Origin of the sequence: Amycolatopsis sp. NPDC058986 (genome assembly GCF_042741125.1) — a bacterium.
Lineage (GTDB): Bacteria > Actinomycetota > Actinomycetes > Mycobacteriales > Pseudonocardiaceae > Amycolatopsis.
In genome coordinates, this window is record NZ_JBHYJW010000004.1 from 138,483 (window position 1) to 157,769 (window position 19,287).

The 19,287-nt window shown below is 65.2% G+C and carries 16 protein-coding genes; 9 read left to right on the plus strand and 7 right to left on the minus strand.

All coding sequences use genetic code 11. The features are described 5' to 3' along the window. Window positions 1-20 precede the first annotated feature (20 nt). Together ACFW0G_RS05600 and drmD are read right to left on the minus strand one after the other, a co-directional pair. On the minus strand, window positions 21-4,022 hold the full coding sequence (locus ACFW0G_RS05600) for an Eco57I restriction-modification methylase domain-containing protein (RefSeq protein ID WP_378323566.1): 4,002 nt from the start codon (window positions 4,020-4,022) through the stop codon (window positions 21-23). Then, window positions 4,022-7,186, minus strand: a complete 3,165-nt coding sequence (gene drmD, locus ACFW0G_RS05605) for a DISARM system SNF2-like helicase DrmD (RefSeq protein WP_378323567.1) — start codon at window positions 7,184-7,186, stop codon at window positions 4,022-4,024. The genes ACFW0G_RS05600 and drmD overlap by 1 nt, the downstream gene beginning before the upstream one ends. Before the next feature lie 103 nt (window positions 7,187-7,289). On the opposite strand from drmD, the gene ACFW0G_RS05610 reads away from it, so the two are divergent. Together ACFW0G_RS05610 and ACFW0G_RS05615 are read left to right on the plus strand one after the other, a co-directional pair. Then, the gene (locus ACFW0G_RS05610) at window positions 7,290-9,380 is read left to right on the plus strand and encodes a UvrD-helicase domain-containing protein (protein WP_378323568.1); all 2,091 of its coding nucleotides are present in this window, start codon (window positions 7,290-7,292) and stop codon (window positions 9,378-9,380) included. 24 nt (window positions 9,381-9,404) lie between these two features. Further along, window positions 9,405-10,103 (plus strand): helix-turn-helix domain-containing protein, encoded by a 699-nt coding sequence (locus tag ACFW0G_RS05615; protein WP_378323569.1) that lies wholly within the window; start codon window positions 9,405-9,407, stop codon window positions 10,101-10,103. A gap of 9 nt (window positions 10,104-10,112) precedes the next feature. Here the strand turns inward: ACFW0G_RS05615 and ACFW0G_RS05620 are convergent, their stop codons facing one another. Next, window positions 10,113-10,427, minus strand: a complete 315-nt coding sequence (locus tag ACFW0G_RS05620) for a DUF6204 family protein (RefSeq protein ID WP_378323570.1) — start codon at window positions 10,425-10,427, stop codon at window positions 10,113-10,115. A gap of 159 nt (window positions 10,428-10,586) precedes the next feature. Here ACFW0G_RS05620 and ACFW0G_RS05625 point away from each other — a divergent pair, with 159 nt between their 5' ends. Next, window positions 10,587-11,243: a hypothetical protein gene (locus ACFW0G_RS05625; protein WP_378323571.1), complete on the plus strand. Its 657-nt coding sequence runs from the start codon at window positions 10,587-10,589 to the stop codon at window positions 11,241-11,243. On the opposite strand, the gene ACFW0G_RS05630 is transcribed toward ACFW0G_RS05625, so the two are convergent. Continuing rightward, entirely contained in the window at window positions 11,244-12,371 is a 1,128-nt protein-coding gene (locus ACFW0G_RS05630; protein WP_378323572.1) for a hypothetical protein, read from the minus strand. Between the two features lie 321 nt (window positions 12,372-12,692). On the opposite strand from ACFW0G_RS05630, the gene ACFW0G_RS05635 reads away from it, so the two are divergent. The 4 genes from ACFW0G_RS05635 to ACFW0G_RS05650 all read left to right on the plus strand — a co-directional run bounded on the left by ACFW0G_RS05635 (window position 12,693) and on the right by ACFW0G_RS05650 (window position 15,855). Continuing rightward, a complete protein-coding gene (locus ACFW0G_RS05635; protein WP_378323573.1) occupies window positions 12,693-13,136 on the plus strand; it encodes a hypothetical protein in 444 nt (147 codons plus the stop codon). Beyond that, complete coding sequence (locus tag ACFW0G_RS05640) at window positions 13,133-13,783, plus strand: DUF3558 domain-containing protein (protein WP_378323574.1); 651 nt, start codon at window positions 13,133-13,135, stop codon at window positions 13,781-13,783. The genes ACFW0G_RS05635 and ACFW0G_RS05640 overlap by 4 nt, the downstream gene beginning before the upstream one ends. Next, entirely contained in the window at window positions 13,783-15,072 is a 1,290-nt protein-coding gene (locus tag ACFW0G_RS05645) for a PPE domain-containing protein (protein WP_378323575.1), read from the plus strand. Before ACFW0G_RS05640 ends, ACFW0G_RS05645 begins: the two co-directional genes overlap by 1 nt. 66 nt (window positions 15,073-15,138) lie before the next feature. Continuing rightward, a complete protein-coding gene (locus ACFW0G_RS05650) occupies window positions 15,139-15,855 on the plus strand; it encodes an ESX secretion-associated protein EspG (protein ID WP_378323576.1) in 717 nt (238 codons plus the stop codon). Here the strand turns inward: ACFW0G_RS05650 and ACFW0G_RS05655 are convergent. Both ACFW0G_RS05655 and ACFW0G_RS05660 read right to left on the minus strand, forming a co-directional pair. Then, the gene (locus ACFW0G_RS05655; RefSeq protein WP_378323577.1) at window positions 15,808-16,011 is read right to left on the minus strand and encodes a DUF397 domain-containing protein; all 204 of its coding nucleotides are present in this window, start codon (window positions 16,009-16,011) and stop codon (window positions 15,808-15,810) included. The genes ACFW0G_RS05650 and ACFW0G_RS05655 overlap by 48 nt on opposite strands. A 13-nt stretch (window positions 16,012-16,024) precedes the next feature. Continuing rightward, window positions 16,025-16,867: a helix-turn-helix domain-containing protein gene (locus ACFW0G_RS05660; protein WP_378323578.1), complete on the minus strand. Its 843-nt coding sequence runs from the start codon at window positions 16,865-16,867 to the stop codon at window positions 16,025-16,027. 87 nt (window positions 16,868-16,954) lie between these two features. Between ACFW0G_RS05660 and ACFW0G_RS05665 the strand changes: the two genes are divergently transcribed. Both ACFW0G_RS05665 and ACFW0G_RS05670 read left to right on the plus strand, forming a co-directional pair. Beyond that, window positions 16,955-17,242 carry a hypothetical protein gene (locus ACFW0G_RS05665; RefSeq protein WP_378323579.1) on the plus strand — a complete coding sequence of 96 codons (288 nt, stop codon included), beginning with the start codon at window positions 16,955-16,957 and terminating at the stop codon, window positions 17,240-17,242. 22 nt (window positions 17,243-17,264) lie between these two features. Next, the gene (locus tag ACFW0G_RS05670; RefSeq protein WP_378323581.1) at window positions 17,265-17,642 is read left to right on the plus strand and encodes a hypothetical protein; all 378 of its coding nucleotides are present in this window, start codon (window positions 17,265-17,267) and stop codon (window positions 17,640-17,642) included. A gap of 71 nt (window positions 17,643-17,713) precedes the next feature. On the opposite strand, the gene nuoN is transcribed toward ACFW0G_RS05670, so the two are convergent. Beyond that, a complete protein-coding gene (gene nuoN, locus ACFW0G_RS05675) occupies window positions 17,714-19,285 on the minus strand; it encodes an NADH-quinone oxidoreductase subunit NuoN (protein ID WP_378323582.1) in 1,572 nt (523 codons plus the stop codon). Window positions 19,286-19,287 lie beyond the last annotated feature (2 nt).

The window sequence follows — 19,287 nt, forward strand, 5'->3', positions numbered from 1 at the left end:
CCCTCGTCGCCCGGACTCGCTCAGAAGAGCGAGCCATCCGGCGCGAAGAGGCCATCCAACGGTTGCTGCTGCTCGGTGGTTTTCCTGGCGCGCTTGGGTTTGGTCTTCTTCTTGCGGTGCAGGCCCTGGCGTTCTTCCTCGGCGTGACGCTCGAAGTTGAGTTCAAGCAGTAGGTCGAGGAGCTCGGTCTGGGCATCCGGCGCGATGGTGAATCGCTGCCCCTGACGAATCTGGTGGAAGCCGTGGCCGAGATCGAGGTCCGCCCAGCCGTAGGCCTCGGCGGTGGCGAGGTCGATCTCGGTGTGGATCTCTCGCAGTCGCACGATGTCACTGTCCTGGTTAGACTCGTTGTGCACCAGGTTGTACAGCTTGGTCAGTCCGAGCTGACGCTCCAGCATCACCGACCGCCGGAACGTATCCAGCTCCTCCCCGGCCCGATCCATCCGCTCCGTCAACACCGGCTGCGGAAACGTCTCAAACCCGTCCGAGGGCGTGTAGCGCGCGTCAGTCCGCAGTGTTGATGCACCCTTATTGGTCCACCATGCAAAATGTAAGTTGCTGGACAAAAGCGCAAGATAAGCATCTCGATCGACCGCAAATACTACCGTACCTTCGCTAACGACTTGGCCGGTTGAAACAAAAATAGGCAATCCGGTTCGACTAACTCGCGCTATCACAAGCATTCGACTTAGATCAGAGATAGCTTCCTGTAACGCAGGACGCTTTTCAGCATATTGCCACCAATAGTCACGGTAGATTTTCCGATTGTTGCCCAACCGACCAGGCTTAACCTTCTCTTCAACGATGGCAAAACAATCCTTGTACTGCTGCGCAGTCTCCATGTTCCAATCACGGAAGTTGATCACCCAACGACTGGCAGATCCGTCAAATTTGGAGTTGAGATCCTCGCCGCCCAGATACGGGAACAGCACATCCTTGTTCTTTGCGTCCTTCTCGATGAGATTCTGGGCCTCCGCAGGCGACATCATGAAGCCCTTGCCAAGCACGTTAGAACCCTGAAAAGACTGCGCAGCATTGGCAGCCAAACGATAAGGATTGCCAGACACCCGCGAACGAGCGTCGAGTGACGGAGTGACCGCGTGGACCACACGTCCGTCGAGCTGAATCGCCTCGCCGAGTTGCGTATCTCCGACCCAAACCAGTGAGACTTCCAGCGAAGCGGTACCCGGCCACGGCTGCGACTTCACTGCCCGGTAAACCGAACGCCCGTGCGCAACTACCTGGTCAAGACCGACCTCACGAGTGTCGCCCTGCGCGATCGTGTTCGTGGCGATGATGCCTACTCGACCACCTAACGAGATATCGACATTGCGCAGCAGGAAGTATGAACACAGGTCCGCACTCCCCCGCTTGCCCTTGCCGACGTACTCGACCAGATACTCCCGCACGTCCTTACCTATCGCCCCAGTGAGCCGCTGGCCACCGATGAATGGAGGGTTGCCCACCACGGCATCGAAGCCACCGGTACTCATCACCTCGGGGAACTCCAGCGGCCAGTGCAGCGGCCGGATCGGCTCCGGACGCGGCCCACGCAACCACTCGCCGATGATCCCCTTCAGCTCCCGTTCAACGGGAGAATCCGAATCCTCCTCACGCAGCAACGCATCGACTTGATCGGCGATCCCGTCGAGCCGGCGTTCGTAGGCAACCTCCTCGGCAGGATCGTCCTCGTACCACGGCCCGCTCTTGACCACAGTGGATAGTGCCGCGCCGACCACCGCATCGGCGGCGATCCGCAGCTTCCGCGTCATCCACTCCGCGTTGGCCAGCAGCTCAGCCTTCTCGGCCGCATCTCGCGCATCCTGCACAACGCTCGCTTCGATCTCCCGACGCAGGTCTGCCGCGTCGGACAGCAGGAGGTCGATCCGCTCGTTGAGATACCGGAACAGGTTCGTGCCCGCGCTCTGACCACTCGACGCGTCGAGGTGGAACGACACGAGCTGCCGTTCGTTCAGCAGGCCGATCAGCGAGTCCCCGCACCGCAACGCGTGATCCAGAAACCCGAACGGCTTGTCCTTGGCCAACGTGACCAGCCACAACGACAGCTTCGCCAGTTCGACGGCCATGTCATCGCGGTCAACACCATACAGACAACGAGCCGCGACGAGGCGCCGTGCCGCGAGCAACAGCCCTTCGCGATCGTCCTTGTCGTCAAGCAACACGGCGACGTCGTCGGGGACGCCGTCCCGCTCCCAAGCCTGCACGAGCCGTTCGGCCAGGTACCGACAGGCCGAAACAAGAAACGCGCCGGACCCCATCGCCGGGTCTACCACGTTGAGCTTCAGGAGATCCGCCGCGGGTTTCACCCGCCAATCGGCAAGTTCGGCTCCCTGCGCGGGGCCCGGATCGAAACACAACGGTGCCAAGGTGTGCTCGACGACTTCCTCGGCAAGTTTCCGCGGCGTGTAGTGCGTGCCCGTCGACCGTCGATCGCCCACCTGTGTGAACAGAACAGACCCCGCCGGGAAAATTGTCGGCTTTCCACGCAGGTCCTGGCGCAAGAGCCCCCAGAACGGACGCGCCCGCTCGGCGAGCGCGTCGTCGTTGTCGAAAGCCGCTCGCAGGTCGGCCATCTGCTCCAGTGTCGGCTCCGCAGCGAGCCACTTCGCGAACTGCTTGGGCGTGGCATCGCATCGAGCCCGAAGCTCATCCTCTCTGAGGAGAGCCTCGACCTCGCTCAGCGGCAGCTCCGGCTCCAGTTTGCCCCGCAGCCCGACGTACGGCTCTGCCACCTTCTTGCACGAGAACTCCAGCAAACCCTCATACACGTGGCCGATCTGCTCGACCCCGAGCCGGGCATAGCTCAACTGCTCGGGCGCTTTGCCACGATGCTTGAGCACGAGGAGCGCGTCCAGGATCTCGTGCATTACCTGGTCGCTGACCTCGGCAGCCTCCAGCCACGGATAGCGGCGCGGGTCGAACAACGAACCCCCGTACGCCGGAATCCGCAGGTCCGGGTGCTCACAACCGCCATGGATGGCGGCGAACAGCGCCAGCAACCGTGGCCACGCCGCGCGGCTGCGGTCGGCCACCTCGTCTCCGTACCGGCTACGGTCGGCTGTCAGCTGTTCGTGCAGGGTCGAAACGGCATAGCCCAGCGCGTAGATCGGATCGGTGACCGGCAGGAGCCGTTGTTCCTCGGCCGACAGCAGGAACACCAGACGCATCAACACCGTCAACGCGCCGCGGTAGATCTCCCGTTCAGGAACGTCGGCCAGCAGAACGCCGCCGCTTTCCCGGTCCCGGAAGGCGATCTCGGCGACGAGCAGCTCGACGGCCTGCCGCACCTGGTTGCCGAGCGTCGTCGTGACGTGAGCGTGTTCCTCGGCGCTTCGGGCGAACAGCGCGGCTAGGCTGGTAGAAGGCGTACCGTCCGCGCGAGTCGGAGCGGGCAACACTCGCGTTGCGACACAGAGCGAAGCCAACGCCCGCAGCAAAGCTGGTTCTTCCGACCACAAATCCGCGTCGAACACCGCAGTACTCGTGGTCTCACCGGGCCGGGCGTGCACAAGCACCCACAGACGACCATTGGTGAGCAGCGCCAACGGCACGCGTGTGTCACGACAGACCTGCGCCGCCCGCTCCGTCAACGCGGGTTGGCCGCGCACTGCGGTCGTCAGTTGCTCGTCGAAGGCACGCCGGTAGAGGTGCATCCTGGTCGCACCGCCCTGGCCGAGCAGCGCGTCCGGCCGAAGCCCGCGAAAATCCGCGGACGACAGCACGCTGCTGGAGATCATCGCCTTCGGGTAGCGAAGGACTTCCGTCAGGATCAGCTCCTGCCACCGCGGGCCGAGCAGGTCGGGCGCCGCGGCCAGTTCCGCCCAGGCCTGCCGCACCCGGGCACGAGTCTCCTTCGGGATTTCCTCAAGCCCCTGCGGAAGTGCGTCAGCAAGCACCGGCAGGGCGAGGAACGGACCTTCCGGACGTACCAGTGAAAGCCATTCCGAGTGCTGCTCCGCCACACTCGGGGGACGCGGAATCTTCGGCCTCGCGGCGGGCATCAGCGCATTCCCTTCACGATCGACTCCGGGACCAGGAACTCCACCGCTGCGGGGAACCAGCGCGCCACTGGGTCGGCGTACCGTCGCCGCAACGCCGCCGTCTCGTCCTCCCGTTGATCAGGGATGTTCTCCAGACGGGCCAGCAACGCCTCGTGGTCCGCGTGCAACTGTTCTCGCTCGTCGTCAAGGTCGAACAAGCTGCCTTGCTGCCAATGGTCGGTGACGTCGAGCGCCTCTCGGATCGACCGTTCGAGTTCATCGAGAACAACACCGATCCCGGCCACTTCCTCGTCGCACCGCTTGCGCAGCAACGCCTCCATGCTCCTCGTCCGATCCGCCGCCCGCCGAGCGAGAAGTTTCGCGAGCGGGTTGCTCAGCTCGGGCCACAGCTCGGCGAAACGGACACGTAGCTCATCGGGCACGGTGTCGGTCGACGCCGCGGCGAGCCACCCAGTCACCTCGTCCGCTGTGGCCCTGCGCAGACGTCCCTGGTCGATCACGCCGCCGGCGGCCATGACCTCCTCGTGCAGCCGAGTTCCCTCGGCGCCAGTCACGACGACCCGGCCATGCGCCACCACTGCGGGCTGCAGTAGGTGATCGCCGGGCACGACCCTGGCCGTCACCCGGTTGAGCTTGCCCGTCGGACCGCCGCCGGCACGAGCCTGGGCCCACAGCTCCGCCCTGAGCAACCGCAGGCACATCTGCACCAGCTGATGACCGAGATGCAGCAATACGACGTCGTGACGACCGGCGACCGCGTCCTGGTCGAAGGTCACCAACCGTTCTTTGCCGGTCAAGGCGTGGTACAACCCGGCGTTCCGTGCCGAAGCCCACGCGCCGGGCAACTCCGGCAGACGGAACACCGGTGCCGCAAAGCCTCTCGGCGGAGTCGCGGGCTCCAGCTCACGACGATGCGCCAGCCGGAGCGCCGTCCGCACTACCTGCTCCACCGTCTCGGGTGTCAGGTCCAGCTCGGTGCGGCTTCCCGCCAGGGTTTCGGTCAGCCGCTGGAGGTCGCGAGCGAGATCACGTTCGACCTTCAGCCGCGCCCGCGACGCGCGTTTCCTGATCTCGGCGTCCGCCATCACCCAACCGGACTGTTCGCCGAGCATCTTGCGTTCGACCTGCGCGGAGATCACCTCGCCCGCGCTCCCGAGATCTTCCCGGATCTGCTCGACCTTCTCCACCGCGATCCGGAGGAAGTCCAGCTCGTCTTCGAGAGAACCCTCGCCGAAGTTCGCGGTTTCCCAGCCCGCGGGCACGAAGTGCCGGACCTCAACCTCCGCCGCGCGCTGACCATGCCGGTCGACCCGGCCGTTGCGCTGTTCGAGCCGGTTCGGGTTCCAGGGAATCTCCCAATGCAGAATCCGATGACAGTAGTCCTGGAGGTTGATGCCCTCGCTCGCGGCGTCGGTGGCGATCAGCACCCGGACATCGTCGAGTTCTGGCTCAGAGGTGAACCTCGTCTTTACCTCTTCCCGCTTCTTCTCATCCTGGCCGCCGTAGAGCAGTTCCAGCCGTTCTTTCGGGTAGCCCGCCTGGATCAATTGCTGATACAACCAGCGCTGAGTGTCCCGGTATTCGGTGAACACGATGACACGCTCCGAGCTCCACTCGCCATCGGGCCGAACGATCGGCTCCAGCCAGCCTTGAAGCTGACGGACTTTGGCATCCGGCCGGTCGATGGCAGCTTCGGCCCAGTTCAGGAGCTCGTTCAGCATCCCTCGTTCAGCGGAGCTCAACGGAGGTGCGCAGCCACGCACCGCACTGAGCGCGGCCTCCTCCGCCTCGGCGTAAGCCGCGTCGTCCTCGGCGGTTTCGTCCAACCGCTCGATCAGGGGCAACAGGGCCTGCCTGCCACCGACGCCTTCTTCTCGCCCCGCCATGGTTTCAAGATGCTTTTTCACCGTCTCGGCGAGCGCTTTCGGCGACGAGAACATACGACGCTTCAGCAGCGTAGTGACGAATTCCGCCGCGGACCTCGACCCCTTGTCCGACGACGCGGCCTTCCGGCTCTCGGCGTACTGCGCAAGCAGAGCGTGCGCCGACCGTTCCTCCGGCGAGTAGTCCAGTTCCAGGTACCGGATCTCACGCCGGGGAAACCGATTCGTCCCGTCCCAGTTCTTCGGCAGAGTGCTCTTCATGCGGCGGATCATGATCTTGGCGAGCTGGTCCTCGGCCGGCTTCACTCCGCGGGCAAACCGCTGGTCGTCCAGCATTTCCAGGAGCGCGGTGAACGACTCCAGGTAGCCGTTGTGCGGCGTCGCCGAAAGGAAAAGGCGATGCTCGCAATGCGGCGCGAGCGCACGAATCGCCTTGGTGCGCCACGAATCCACCGCGTACTTGCCTCGCCCGGACGGCGCGCAGTTGTGCACCTCGTCGACCAATAGCAGGTCGAAGGCACGTGGGTAACGCGGAGTGGCCGGCAGTACCTCCCGGAGCAGCCGCATCGGACGTTCCCGCTTGAGCCAGTCGATGCTGACGATCAACCGCGGGTAGTGCGTCCACGGGTTCACGTACAGTCCGCGCTGACGGCGGAGTTTCTTCAGCAGTTCGGCATCGACGATCCGGAAGTCGAGCCCGAACTTCTCCTGCATTTCGTCCCGCCACTGGAACGTCAGACCGGCCGGGCAGACGATCAGCATCGTGCGTGCCCGATGCCGAAGGAAGAGCTCCTGGATCACCAGGCCGGCTTCGACCGTCTTCCCCAGCCCGACGTCGTCGGCGATGAGCAGGTTCGTCCTCGGCATAGACAGAGCGCGGACGACGGGGTCGAGCTGATAATCCTCGACCTGGATGCCGGACCGGAACGGTGCTTGCAAGGCCGTGGTGTCCGCGGATGCGATGGCGCCCCAGCGCACGGCGTGCAGGAACGCGGCAAGCTCGGCGGGATCGTCGAAGCCGTGCTCCGGGCTCGGCAGCACCGTGGAGTCGTGGATCAGGGCACCGGGCTCCAGCTCCCAGACCACACGGAGTTCCTCGTCCCTCGCATCGTCCTCGATGCTGGCCAACGTCACCAGATGTGGCGCACGGGCGGAGAGAACATGGGGATCGCTGCTGGCGACTGCGCCTCGCGCAACATCTGCCGCCACCCACTGCCGATTTCGTACTGTAACTAGCTGCCCCGGTGCGGGAACCGCGATCGCTCGGTCATGCACGTGCACTCCACCCTCCCCGAACCGGCCACCCGATTCTCATATCTGGATACCATGCGTGACTGCAAGGTCGTAAGGTCAACCCGGCCCGTTACGGCGATGAGGGGACACTGTGGCACGGCTGAACATCGCGAAGGACTTCCTGGCGGCCTACGTCAAGCTGGAGAAGCCGGTACAGCGACTGGTCGACAATGCGCTGGGCCGGTTCCCCTTCCACACACACGCGGGATTACACCTCGAGAAGCTGCAGGGCTCGATCGACCCGCGCGTCCGTACGATCAGGATCAACGACTTCTGGCGTGGCATCGTCCTCGCCCCGGAGGACGGCGACGAGTACACCCTGCTCACGGTGCTCCCACACGACAAGGCGAACCGTTACGCGATCAGTAAACGGTTCAGCGTCAACCAGGCTTTCGGGGTACTCGAAGTACGCGATCAAGCGGCGATCGACCAGCTCGAACCCGCCATCCGGAACGCCTCGCGGCAGACCGAAACCCGGCTGTTCGACCATGTCAAGGACAGCGCGCTGATCAGGCTCGGCATCGACGCCGAGGTACTGCCGCTGGTCCGGAACATGGTGTCCGAAGAGCACCTCGCCCCGATGGCCAAGTTGCTTCCCGAACCGCAGTACAACGTGCTGGTCGCCTTCGCGGCGGGGTACGACGAGGAAGAGGTCTGGCAGCTGCTGTGCGACCAGCTCGTCGACGAGAAGCCGGAACCCGGCATCGATCCGGCGGACCTGACCGCCGCGATCCATCGCACCCCGGACCGGTTCGCCCCCATCACCGGACCGGAAGATCTCGCCGAGATGCTGGCCAATCCGTTCGCCCTATGGCGGACCTTCCTGCACAAACGGCAGGAGAACATCGCCTATCGGGCGCTCTATACCGGCCCCGCGCTGGTCACCGGCGGTGCGGGAACGGGCAAGACCGTCACTGCGGTTCATCGGGCCGCGTTCCTCGCGGAAAAGCTGCCGCCCGGCGAGGCCCCGGCCATCCTGATGACCACCTTCACGAACAATCTGGCCGACGCGTTGCAGGACCAGCTCGGCCAGATCATCGACGATGAGTCGGTCCTGTCACGGATCAGGGTGTCCACGGTGAACAAGGTCGCCTACGACATCGTGCGGGACGCGGAGGGCAGCCCGCCGGACATCATCCACGATCACGCCAAGACCCGGCTGTGGCACAGCGCTGCGAAGCACATCGGTGAAGCCGTCTCCGGGAAATTCCTGGAAAGCGAATGGGACCAGGTCATCATGGCCCAGGACCTCGCGGATCGGGACGCCTACTTGGCCTGTGAGCGCAAAGGACGGTTGAAACGGCTCAGTGTTCCCCGCGAAACTGTGTGGGAGGGGATCGCCCACGCGCTGGACGAGCTCAAGAGCACCGGGCAACGTCTCCACCTCCAGGTGGTTGCCGACGCCGTCCGGATTCTCGCCGACCGGGACCGGCCGCCATACCTGCATGTGCTCGTCGACGAAGGCCAGGACCTGCACCCCACCCAGTGGCGGCTGTTGCGGAATCTGGTCGGCCACCAGCCGGATGACCTGTTCATCGTCAGCGATCCCAACCAGCGCATCTACGACAACCGGGTCTCGTTGGGCAGCCTCGGCATCAAGGTGCAAGGGCGCAGCAAACGGCTGACGGTCGGTTACCGGACGACACAGGAGATCCTGCAGTGGTCGGTCGGAGTGCTGAACGCCCAGAACGTCACCGGTCTCGACGACGAACCCGACACGCTCAAGGGCTACCAGTCGTCGTTGCATGGACGTCGCCCGGCGGTACACCCCTACCCCGACCGTGACGCCGAACTGGACGGGCTCGTCCAGCAGGTCGTCGGCTGGCTGGGCCAAGGAATCGAGGCTCACGCCATCGGGGTCGCCACCCGAACCAAAGCGATGCGAAAAACCGTGCGCGACGCACTCAAGAAAGCCGGCATAACGACGTCAGGCAAGAGTGGCGTGCGGGTGGAGACCATGCACGGGATGAAGGGACTGGAATTTCAGTGCGGCGCCGTCATCGGCGTCGACCAGGGCGCCGTCCCGCTCCCGGCTGCCGTCACCGCCGTCGAGGAGGATCCGGCCACTCACGCCCAGGACACCCAGCGTGAACGCTGCCTGCTGTTCGTGGCGTCGACTCGTGCCCGGGACGCGCTCTACGTATCCCATGCAGGTGAGCCCAGCCCTTTCATCGCGAGCTGACGCCAAACAGCTACTATCCGCGACATGTCGACCGGGGAACGTCTCGACCAGGTCCGTCAGCTTCGCGAACGGGGACTCGCGCCGAAGCAAATCGCGAAGACGCTGGGCATCGGGTCGGCCGAAGCCTCGCGGCTGGTCCGCGCGGTGGCCGCCGCGGCGCGGACTGCCGCACCCGAGCCGCGCGTGGTGGGCTGCTGGGTCAGCCCGACCTGGAGCACCGGCCTCACCATCGCGGGACACCCTGAATGGCCGCGCGACGAGGACACCGCGGCGGAGACCGGCGGGATGGTCGCGGTGCTGGTGGCCCGCGAACACCGGTACGACAAGATCGACATCTGTGGCTATCTCGTCGACGTCTACTGCCTCGGGCTGAAGAACATCTACGACCACAAGGTCATGGACGAACACGAGTTGCGGGCGTTCGTCCACGCCTACTTCGACGCGTACCACGGCGACCCGATCGAGGCGCCAATCGAACTGGCCCGCGAAATCGTGTTCGGGGCCATCGAGTACGCGCGCGGCCTCGGTTTCGAGCCACACCCTGGCTGGCCCGACGTCGAGGGCCATCTCGGCTCGTGGAGCGGACCGAGCGTCATTACCTTCGGCAACGACGGCAAGCCGTTCTACATCGACGGTCCGTACGACAACTCGCGTTCGGTGATCCGCACTCTGGAGCGCACGGTCGGGGCGGGGAACTTCGAGTACATCGCTACCGCGTTCTGAGCCGTCGCCTCAGCTGCGGCGGTTGATCTTGATGTCGTCCATGCAGGTCGCGGTGGATCCGAGGTCCCGATACGGGTAGCGCTGTTCCTCGAGTAGTTCCATCGCCCTCAGCTCGGCTTGGTCGCGCGCCTCGCGTTCGGCGTTCTCCCCCGGCTCGACGTGCACGACGATCCGGAAGCCGAAGCTCGCGAGATGGTGGTTGTAGGACAGCGAACCCTCTTCGGTGAAGGCCATTTCGGGCTGGTCGGCGGCGAGCAGCCGGGCTCGGGTCGGCTCGTCGGGCCGGTCGAACTTGCCCCGGACGAGCACGCGGTAGGTCGGCATGATCGTCAAGATACATACCTGTATCCGGATACACGACTGGATTTGCGATCGGGTGGTCGTCCCGCACGAACGAGTGACACATCGGCCGTGAATGCAACAGCCGGAACAACCTGACGGATATTCACCTCGTACGAGCAAGGCGAGCGAGGAGGACACGAAATGCGCAGCACGATGGCGAAACGAGCCGGCGCACTGACCGCGTTGCTGGTGGCAGGGCTGACCGCCGGCGTCCTCCCCGCCCACGCCACGACTCCGGCGGGCGTCGCCTCGCTTGGCGCGGCCGACTTCACCAAGTCCGGTACCACGAGCACGATCCCGAAGCTGGCGCCCTGCGCCGTCGAAGGCCCGACGAGCGCGCAATCCGGCCTGGTGACCAAGCCCGGCGTCAGCTTCGGCGGCGGCACCTCGTCGTGCACGACCACCGTGACCGACCCCGCCAACGACATCACGACCACGACGTCGAAGGCCACCGGAACGAACTTCGAACTGTCCGCGCTGGTGAGCCTCGGCGGCCCGCGCGTCCGGATCCGCAACTACGAGGTCACCTGCACCGCCACCCAGACGCAAACGAACGCGAACTGGACGTTCGGCGGTCTCAGCGGCATAACCGGCCTGCCCTCACCCATGCCCGCCAACTACACGAAGCCGCTGACGAAGTCCGGCGGAACCGTGCTGGCGAACGCGGTGTTCAACGTCCAGAACCTGCCCGGCGACGGCAGCATGTCCCTGACCATGCTGCGCATCGACTTCACGCCGGACTCGGGCATCACCGGCAGCGTCACCGTCGGCTCCACGGCCTGCTCCCCGACGCCGTGATCACCAGCCGAGGAAGTGCCGGTCGATCACGGATTCCATGACACGCAGCGCGCGCACCCAGTCCTCTTTGGACAGCTTTGGGTGCGCGTCGCTGTGTATCCCGCGTTCATCCTTCGCACTCAGCCGGAACCGGACGTGCCCGCGTTCGTCGAGGTCGCCCGTAGGCGAGGCGTAGATGTCGAATTCGTCCTCGCCGAGGGTCTGATACATGACCGCGGGCTTGTCGACCACGGTTATCTTCTTTTTGTCCTTCCACAGCGTGGTGTCCGATCCGAAAATGCCCGCGTTGTCGCCCCTCGCCGTGAATCCGGCTTCGATCTGGAGCCGGTGCTGTGATTCGACGAAATAACAGGCATTCGGCGTTGCGACCGGACGGAAACCGGCACCGTAGACCTGGGTAACCGCTGCGGCGAACGTCGCACACAGCACGTTCGGATTGTGCTCACCAGCGACCAGCAGTTCCCGGTGATCCTCCGGAACCGGCACCGGTACGGCCGGATCGCAGATTTCGCCGCCCAGCAGGTCCGCGCATGCCCCTAGCGCCCCGGTGTCCTGCCCGTCCGGCGGATAGACGAGGTTCCTGGGCAGCTTCGCCGCCGCCCCCGCCGCGAAATCCTTGACCATTTCACAGGCATGCGGCCCCTCGGCTCTGCCGACGTACGGATCGATCCGGATCGCGCGACGGAAACTGACCGGAATGCGATACACGCAGTCGACGGTCTCCCCACCGCGTCGGCTCTCCAGCTGATAACCCTTGACCCCGCCCAGGTCGACGACCGTGCTGAACCGCCGTTCGGTGTCGCCGGTCGATTCCTCGTCGGTCACCGTGAGCAGCGGCGCGTCGTCGCGCGTCAACCGACACTCGCGCCGGTCGTCGCGCGTCCAGGGCACGAGGTTGACCGGGGTGTCGTTCGCCTTGCGCTTCGCGTAGACGCCGAGGTCGATCAATGCGCAAAGGTCCAGTTTGTCCACCTCCGCCAGCGCGGCCCGGTCGCGATCGGCGGGCCGCGGCTGCCGAGGCGCCCATTCCGCCGATGGCGACGCCGATTCAGAGGCGGGTCCCGGCGCGGTTTCGGTCGCGCAACCGGAAAGGGCGAGCGGGAGGACCAGAGCTGCGACGAGCGCCACTTTACGCGTAATCATCACGCTGAGTGTGCATACGGATCTGCATCTTCACCAGGAAAAATGCACTTCTCGTCGAGACATTCACCCGAATGGCAATTACGTTTAGTCACGATGTTCACGAGCGCTATTCAGCCCGGTACGGATCTTCTTGCGGACCGGACGACGCGGTGAAGGAACTCAGGTAAGCTCCGGTGCGTCGGACTACGCAGGGTGCCGGGGAGAAAGCACCCTGCTGCTACGGGGAGAGCACAGTGATGACGACGGCTTCGGGGCGCCCTCGCCCTTGCACACCGGAACCATTCGGGGTGACGGGGGTGAAACGCCATGGCTGAGCAGCCGCCGACCTACGACCCGAACCACGAAGTCCGCTGGTTCGAGCCCGAGGCGCCGCCCCCTGGCGGCAGCTACGGCGGCAAGCCCGCGAACTCCTGGGTCACCGACCTCACTGGCGACACCCCCGGCTTCCAGTACGACGAAGCCACCCTCCACTCCCTCGTCAAGGACTGGACCGACCTGGCCAACGAGTTCAAGGACGATGCACGCGACGCCGAACAGCTAGGGCAGATTGAAGGCCCCGGCAAGGAGTACGCGAGCAGTGGACATGCGGAACGAATCCACACGTCCGGCACCGCATTAGCCGCGACGTTCGAGCAGCGCGAGAAGTACTGCCGGGAAATGGCCAATAAATATGTCACCGCCTTGGGCAAGTACGCCACAGCCGAGGAAACGGGCCAAGGCCAGGTCAAACGAGCCGGAGGCATTCTGTGAGGTCTTCTATCCACCGACTCGTCCCCCTAATCGGCGCGGCTGCGCTAGCGCTTACCGCCTGCTCGACCAACACTCCGGGCAACGCGCAACCATCATCCGCAACAGCCAGTAGCACAACGAGCAAAGCATCAACTCCCGGAACAAGCGACCAGATCCCCGGCCCGGGGGTGCCCAAGGTCACCGACCCGATCGACTTCACGCCGCATCTGCGAACACCCTGTGATGCCCTCACGCGCGAGCAGGTCACCGATCTCCTCGGGGAAAATGCATCCGCAAAAACAGACCTGGCGGCAACTTCGGGGCCCACATGTACGTGGCGTCCCCCCGGAACCGCACGTACTGATGTAAGCATCAACTTCTTCACGGCCTACCCGGAAGGCTTGACCAGGATTTACCGCCTCCGAAACACAGAGTATAAATTCTTCATGGAGGTACCTGCCATTGGCGGGCACCCCGCAGTCGCCTACGGGTTCGCAGATAAGCGCAATACTACAGGCGAATGCCTTGTCGCCGTAGGAACAAGTGATACGTCGGTCCTCAACGCCGGTATCACGCTTTCCGATGCGAATATAGGCAAGAGGGATCCGTGCGAGATTGCGCAGAAAGTCGCTGGTGAGGCACTGGCCAACATCAAGGGAGGGCGCTGATGGTTGCCGAGGGACCTTTGACGGCCGCCGAGATCTACGATCAGATCACCAACGGACCGGGAACAGGTTCACTGTCCGGCGCGCAAGGGATCATCGATGGCCTAGGCAAAAAACTGAATGACCGGGCCAATAAAGTCGCCCAGTTGCGGGAGAAGACTCTTGCTGGATGGCAGGGAGGCGCTGCGCAGGCAGCGGCGGATTCGACTGAGCCACTGGCAATGGCGTCCGCTGACGATAGCGTCCATCTCTCAAATGCCCAGCAGGCAGTCGGGGATCAGATGACCGCGTTCAGTTCGGCGAGGAACAGTGTGAAGAAGGTTCCAGCGCAGCAGCCGGAGTTCACCGCCGAAGACCTCGTCAGCGCGCTCAACGGCAACAGCGGTGGTTACCGCGACAAGGTTTCACAGTGGCAGACAGACAGTCAGCACAATATCGATACCTTCAGTGCTTACCATTCGTCCAGCGGCGACAACAACGCGCGGATTCCGACGCAATATTCCGAGCTGCGGGATCCCGGGGCGCCGGTCAGCATGGCTCCGCCGGGCGGCACCGGCGACACGGGCGGGCAGGACGGTAAGCAGGTTCGCGGGTTCGGCACGGATACCCGCACCGGGACCGGGACGGACACGGGAACAACGGGGCGCAGCACGCAGCAGCCGGGCACCAACACGGGCAACACCGGGCAGACAACCGGTGGCGATCAGCGCGGGCAGAGCGGGCAGCAGCCCAATCGGCCGGGCGGGTGGCAGCAGCCGCCGGGTCACACATCGTCCATTCCGGACGATACGCGCGCCAATTCCTATGTGCCGAAGCCGATTGTGCCGCCCGCGGCGTCGAACAACTACCAGTTCGGGCCGACCGGGCAGCCGGTGAATCCGTTCCCGTCGACAAGTGGTGGCGGCGAGTTCGGGCCGTATGGGTCCGGCAATGTGCCGGGCGGTGGCGGGCCGGGTGGTAGCGGCAGCGGCGGTTATCGCAGTGGCAGCGGGACCGGTGGCGGCGCGAACGAGCCGGGCCGGGGTGCGGGACGCGGCTCCGGGGCCGGAATGCCGGGTGAGCGGGTGCCGGGAGGCGGTCGGGCCGGGATGCCGGGTGGTCCGGCTGGCGCGGCGGGTGCCAAGGGCGCGAACGGGATGCCGATGGGCGCGGGTGCCGGTGGTAAGGGCAAGAAGGAGGAGGACAAGGAGCACAAGGCTCCGGCCTACCTGCTCAACCCCGACCCCGACGAGACGTTCGGCGGCACCGAGGTCAAGCCTATGCCGCCAGTCATCGGCGAACAGCGCAAGTAGTAGCACCGTGACCAAGGGGAGGGTGACGTAGTGCTCACGCGCGCAGTGGAGCTCACGCTGAATACCGTGTTGACCGCGATGCGTCACGCCGGGTGCGGCGATCCGCATCCGATCTTCGCGGGCGGGCTGCGGTACATCCCGCCGTCCGCCGAGGGACAGGTCAGCCGCGAGGCGCTGGACGAGCTCGCGCAGTTCGGGTTCACCAGGGGTGATCGGCTGACTGGCGAGTTCGAGGATGTCCTGCACACGCTGGATCGGCCCGAGTCGGAGTACTTCGCGTACGCCCGCGACATGAACGAGCAGTTCGGTGTGCTCGTCGCCGTCGCGGGCGGGGTCGCGGTCACCGCGTTGTGCTCGGGCGAGCGGGTGTGGCTCAAGGAGGTCCCGGACCGCCAGCAGCCGCCGGAGGTGCTGGTCGCCAATCTGCCGGAGTACGCGCCCGCGAGCTTCCCGACGTTCTCGCTGCCGCAGGACGAGTTCCGCACCGACGGCGGCGACGGCCGTTACGAGCGCTCAGAGGATCGCACCCGCGCGGCCCGCATGCTCGACGACGTGTTCAACCAGCCCTACTACGGACTCGGCCAGTTCACGGTGGCGAAGCGGCCTCGCGGCGGACAGCGCGAAGTGGCGCGAGACGAGCTGAGTTACCTCGACATCGACTCGGGCCGCGTCGCCATGGAGTTGTCCGGGGCGCCCGGCAACCGGTACATCACCGTGCTGCCGGGCGAACCCGGACTACTGGCCCAGAAGATCGCCTCGCTGCGCGCCAGCCTCGACAACTAGTGCGGTGAAGGCGGCCCGGCCGAGGACGAGCGCGCCTCCGGCCGGGTCCTTCGAGTCCCGGATAGCCGCTTCCGCCGTACCGAACGCGACCTCGACGCAGTTCGTCTCGGTGCCGCTGTAGCTGGATTTGCGCCAGATCGCCGACGTGAGGTCCATGTGTGCAGTCTACTCACTCGTAGGTTGCAAGGAGGTGCTCGATCATTTGCACCGACTGCATAGGATCCAGTGCCGCCGCATTCAGGCTGGCAGTGGCCTGAATGTAGGGCTCCACGTCGGCGGGCTGGTCGAAGAACAACAGGGAACGTCGTTGTTCCAGATGCACCACCGGGCGGCCATCACCGAACTCCAGCAGCAAATAAGCACCATTGACCGTGGCGTGTCCGCCGACGTCAAAAGGGATGAGCCGCAGTTCAACGGATGGGCGTTGAGCCATAGCGAGCAAATGCCGTAGCTGATCAGCCATGACCCTGGCACCCCCGACTCGGCGGTGCAGCACAGCCTCATCCATGAACGCGACGAACTCTGGCGGTTTCCTGGTCTCCAGCACCTTCTGCCGTTCCCTTCGCAGGTCAACCCGAGGCTGGATATCTGCGGGAGCCACACCAGCGGAGTTCATGAGAGAGCGGACATAGGACGGCGTCTGCAACAAACCCGGAATCAACGTCACCTCCGCGTCGACGAGCCTGGTGGCGTCGAGTTCGAGTTTGGCCAGTGTCTTGGCTTGCTCGGGAACCTCTGCGTACGCGGTCTCGAGCCACGTAGGCCTGTCGATGTCGCGAGCCAGCTCCATGAGCCGTTCCTTCTTCTCGCCTGTCACGCCGTACACGGCGAGAAGCGCCGAGACCTCTTCGGCCGATGCATTGCGTAAACCGGTCTCGATACGACTCAGCGTGGATTGCGACCACCCCAGTTTCTCGGCCACCTCGATCATCGCGAGCTTGCAGGCCTTACGCGTATTTCGTAACCCCTCTGCAAGTCCACGTGCCTGCGGTTTCGGTTTGGGTCTGGGCATGGGACCTCCTTTCAGGTGAAACACCTTGGCACGGCGGCAGTGGCAGGCCATAGAGTTGCGGCAACAAGCACACCATTAGGGGAAGCAATGCGCTACGGCTACTTCGCTTACGAACAACGCAAGATCTCGATCAACAAGGTGGATTACGGATTCATCGGCTTCGCCGAAATGAACTCCGCGGTGCGAAAACACGAGACATCGGTACGGGAACTGCGGGAGTGGGGTTTCGCGCTGCTGCGCACCGGACGGTACGAGTCCGGGTACTTCAACTTCTGCTACGGCGAGATCGACGACTACGACGAGCCCGGTGACGTCCTCGCCACGGTCGACGTCGCGTGGGATGGCAGCCGGGAGCTGATGCCCTCCGAATCCTGATGTCCGGAGGTAGGGTCGGGGGATGGACGCCGAGAACGGGCCGGCACCGCCCCATCCGAGCGCCGAACCGCTGCGTCGTGCGGTGGCCGCGGCGATGGATGCCGCGGACTCCCATCACGACATCGGCCGGCGCCTCGAAAAGCTGGAGCAGGACGGTTTCGACCTGACGGAGCTGCGGGAGCAGACCCGGCGGGCTGAACAGTTCCTGCGGCAGGTCGCGGCTGTCAGCGCCGCACAGGCACTCGAGTTCGACGGCTACATGGCCGCGGGCGGCCCCGCCAACCCGCAGGCACACGCCGAGTACCTGGCGGCCACCCAGCGCGCCACCGCCCTGCTCCCCCAGGACGACCTCACCTGGGCCCCGCCGCCCCTCCCCGACCTCCACCCCGAGGACGACTGAGCCTTAAACGCTCTGAAGGCCACCTTGAGGGCGTTAGAGTCCCTCATGGTGGCCTTCAGAGCACGTGGAGCCTAGGAAGCGAAGCCGCCGGTGCCTGCCCAGTCGAGGGCGAAGGCGGGGACCAGGCCCAGGATCAGGGTGACCAGGACACCCAGCGTGATCGCGGTGGTGGTGAACGCGCCGGGCACGGTGACCGTCGGGCCGTCCTTGGCGGGTTCGGAGAAGTACATCAGCACGATGACCCGCAGGTAGAAGAACGCCGCGACCGCGCTGAACACCAGGGCCACCACGACGAGCGGTGCCATGCCGTCGGACAGCGCTGCGGAGAACACCACGAACTTCCCGACGAACCCGCTCGTCAACGGGATACCCGCCAGCGCCAGCAACAAGAACGTGAACACCGCGGCCAGCACCGGCGAGCGTTTCGCCAGCCCCGCCCACGCCGAAAGGTGCGTGGCCTCGCCGCTGGAATCGCGCACCAGGCTGATCACGCCGAACGCCGCCAGCGTCGTGAAACCGTAGGCCAGCAAGTAGAACAGCGTGCTCGACAGGCCCTTCTCGGTCATCGCGATCGCGCCGACGAGCAGGAAGCCGGCGTGCGCCACCGACGAGTAGGCGACCATGCGCTTGACGTCGGTCTGGGTCAGGCCCAGCACCGCGCCGATCGCCATCGAGATGATCGCGACCGCCCACAGCACCCCGCGCCATTCCCAGCTGGTCGAGGAGAACGCGACCGACAGCACCCGCAGGATCCCGCCGAACGCGGCGACCTTCGTGCACGCCGCCATGAACGCGGTCACCGGGGTCGGCGCGCCCTGGTAGACGTCCGGGGTCCAGGTGTGGAACGGGCCGACCGAGCCCTTGAACAGCAGGCCGACCACGAGCAGCCCGAGCCCGGCGAACAGCAGCGTGTCCGAACGGTCCGAGCCCGCGGCGGCGTTGGCGATGTCGGCCAGCTTCACGGAGTTCGCGTAGCCGTAGAGCAGCGCGAGTCCATAAAGGAAGAACGCCGAGGAGAATGCCCCGAGCAGGAAGTACTTGACCGCCGACTCCTGCGAGAGCAGGCGACGCCGACGCGCCAGGCCGCACATCAGATAGAGCGGCAGCGAAAGCACTTCCAGCGCGATGAACATCGTGAGCAAGTCATTGGCCGCGCAGAACGCCATCATGCCGCCGAGCGCGAACAGCGTCAGCGGGAACACCTCGGTCTGCATGCCGGTCGACCCGGCCTGCGCGCGGTCCTGCACGGTGCCCGGCCGGATTCCGGCCTGCGCCACGAAAGCACCTCCCGGCTCGACCGAGCGGTCCGCGATGAGCAGCACCGAACCCAGGGCGAGCAACAGCAGCGTGCCCCACAGGAACAACGCGGGGCGGTCCACCGAGATGGCCTTGCTGAACGTCGTCACGCCGTTCTTCGGCGCGGAAGAGCTGACGTAGATGACCAGCGAGATCCCCGCCGCGGCGATGCCCACAATGGACAGGAACACCTGCGACGGCCAGCGCATGTGCCGGGGCAGGAACGCCTCGAACAGCACGCTCACACAGGCGACGCCGAAGATGATCAGTACCGGCAGCACGGCCGCGTAGTCGATCGACGGCGTCTGCAGCTGTTGCGGCGCCTGCGTCAGAACGATGTCGAGCACGG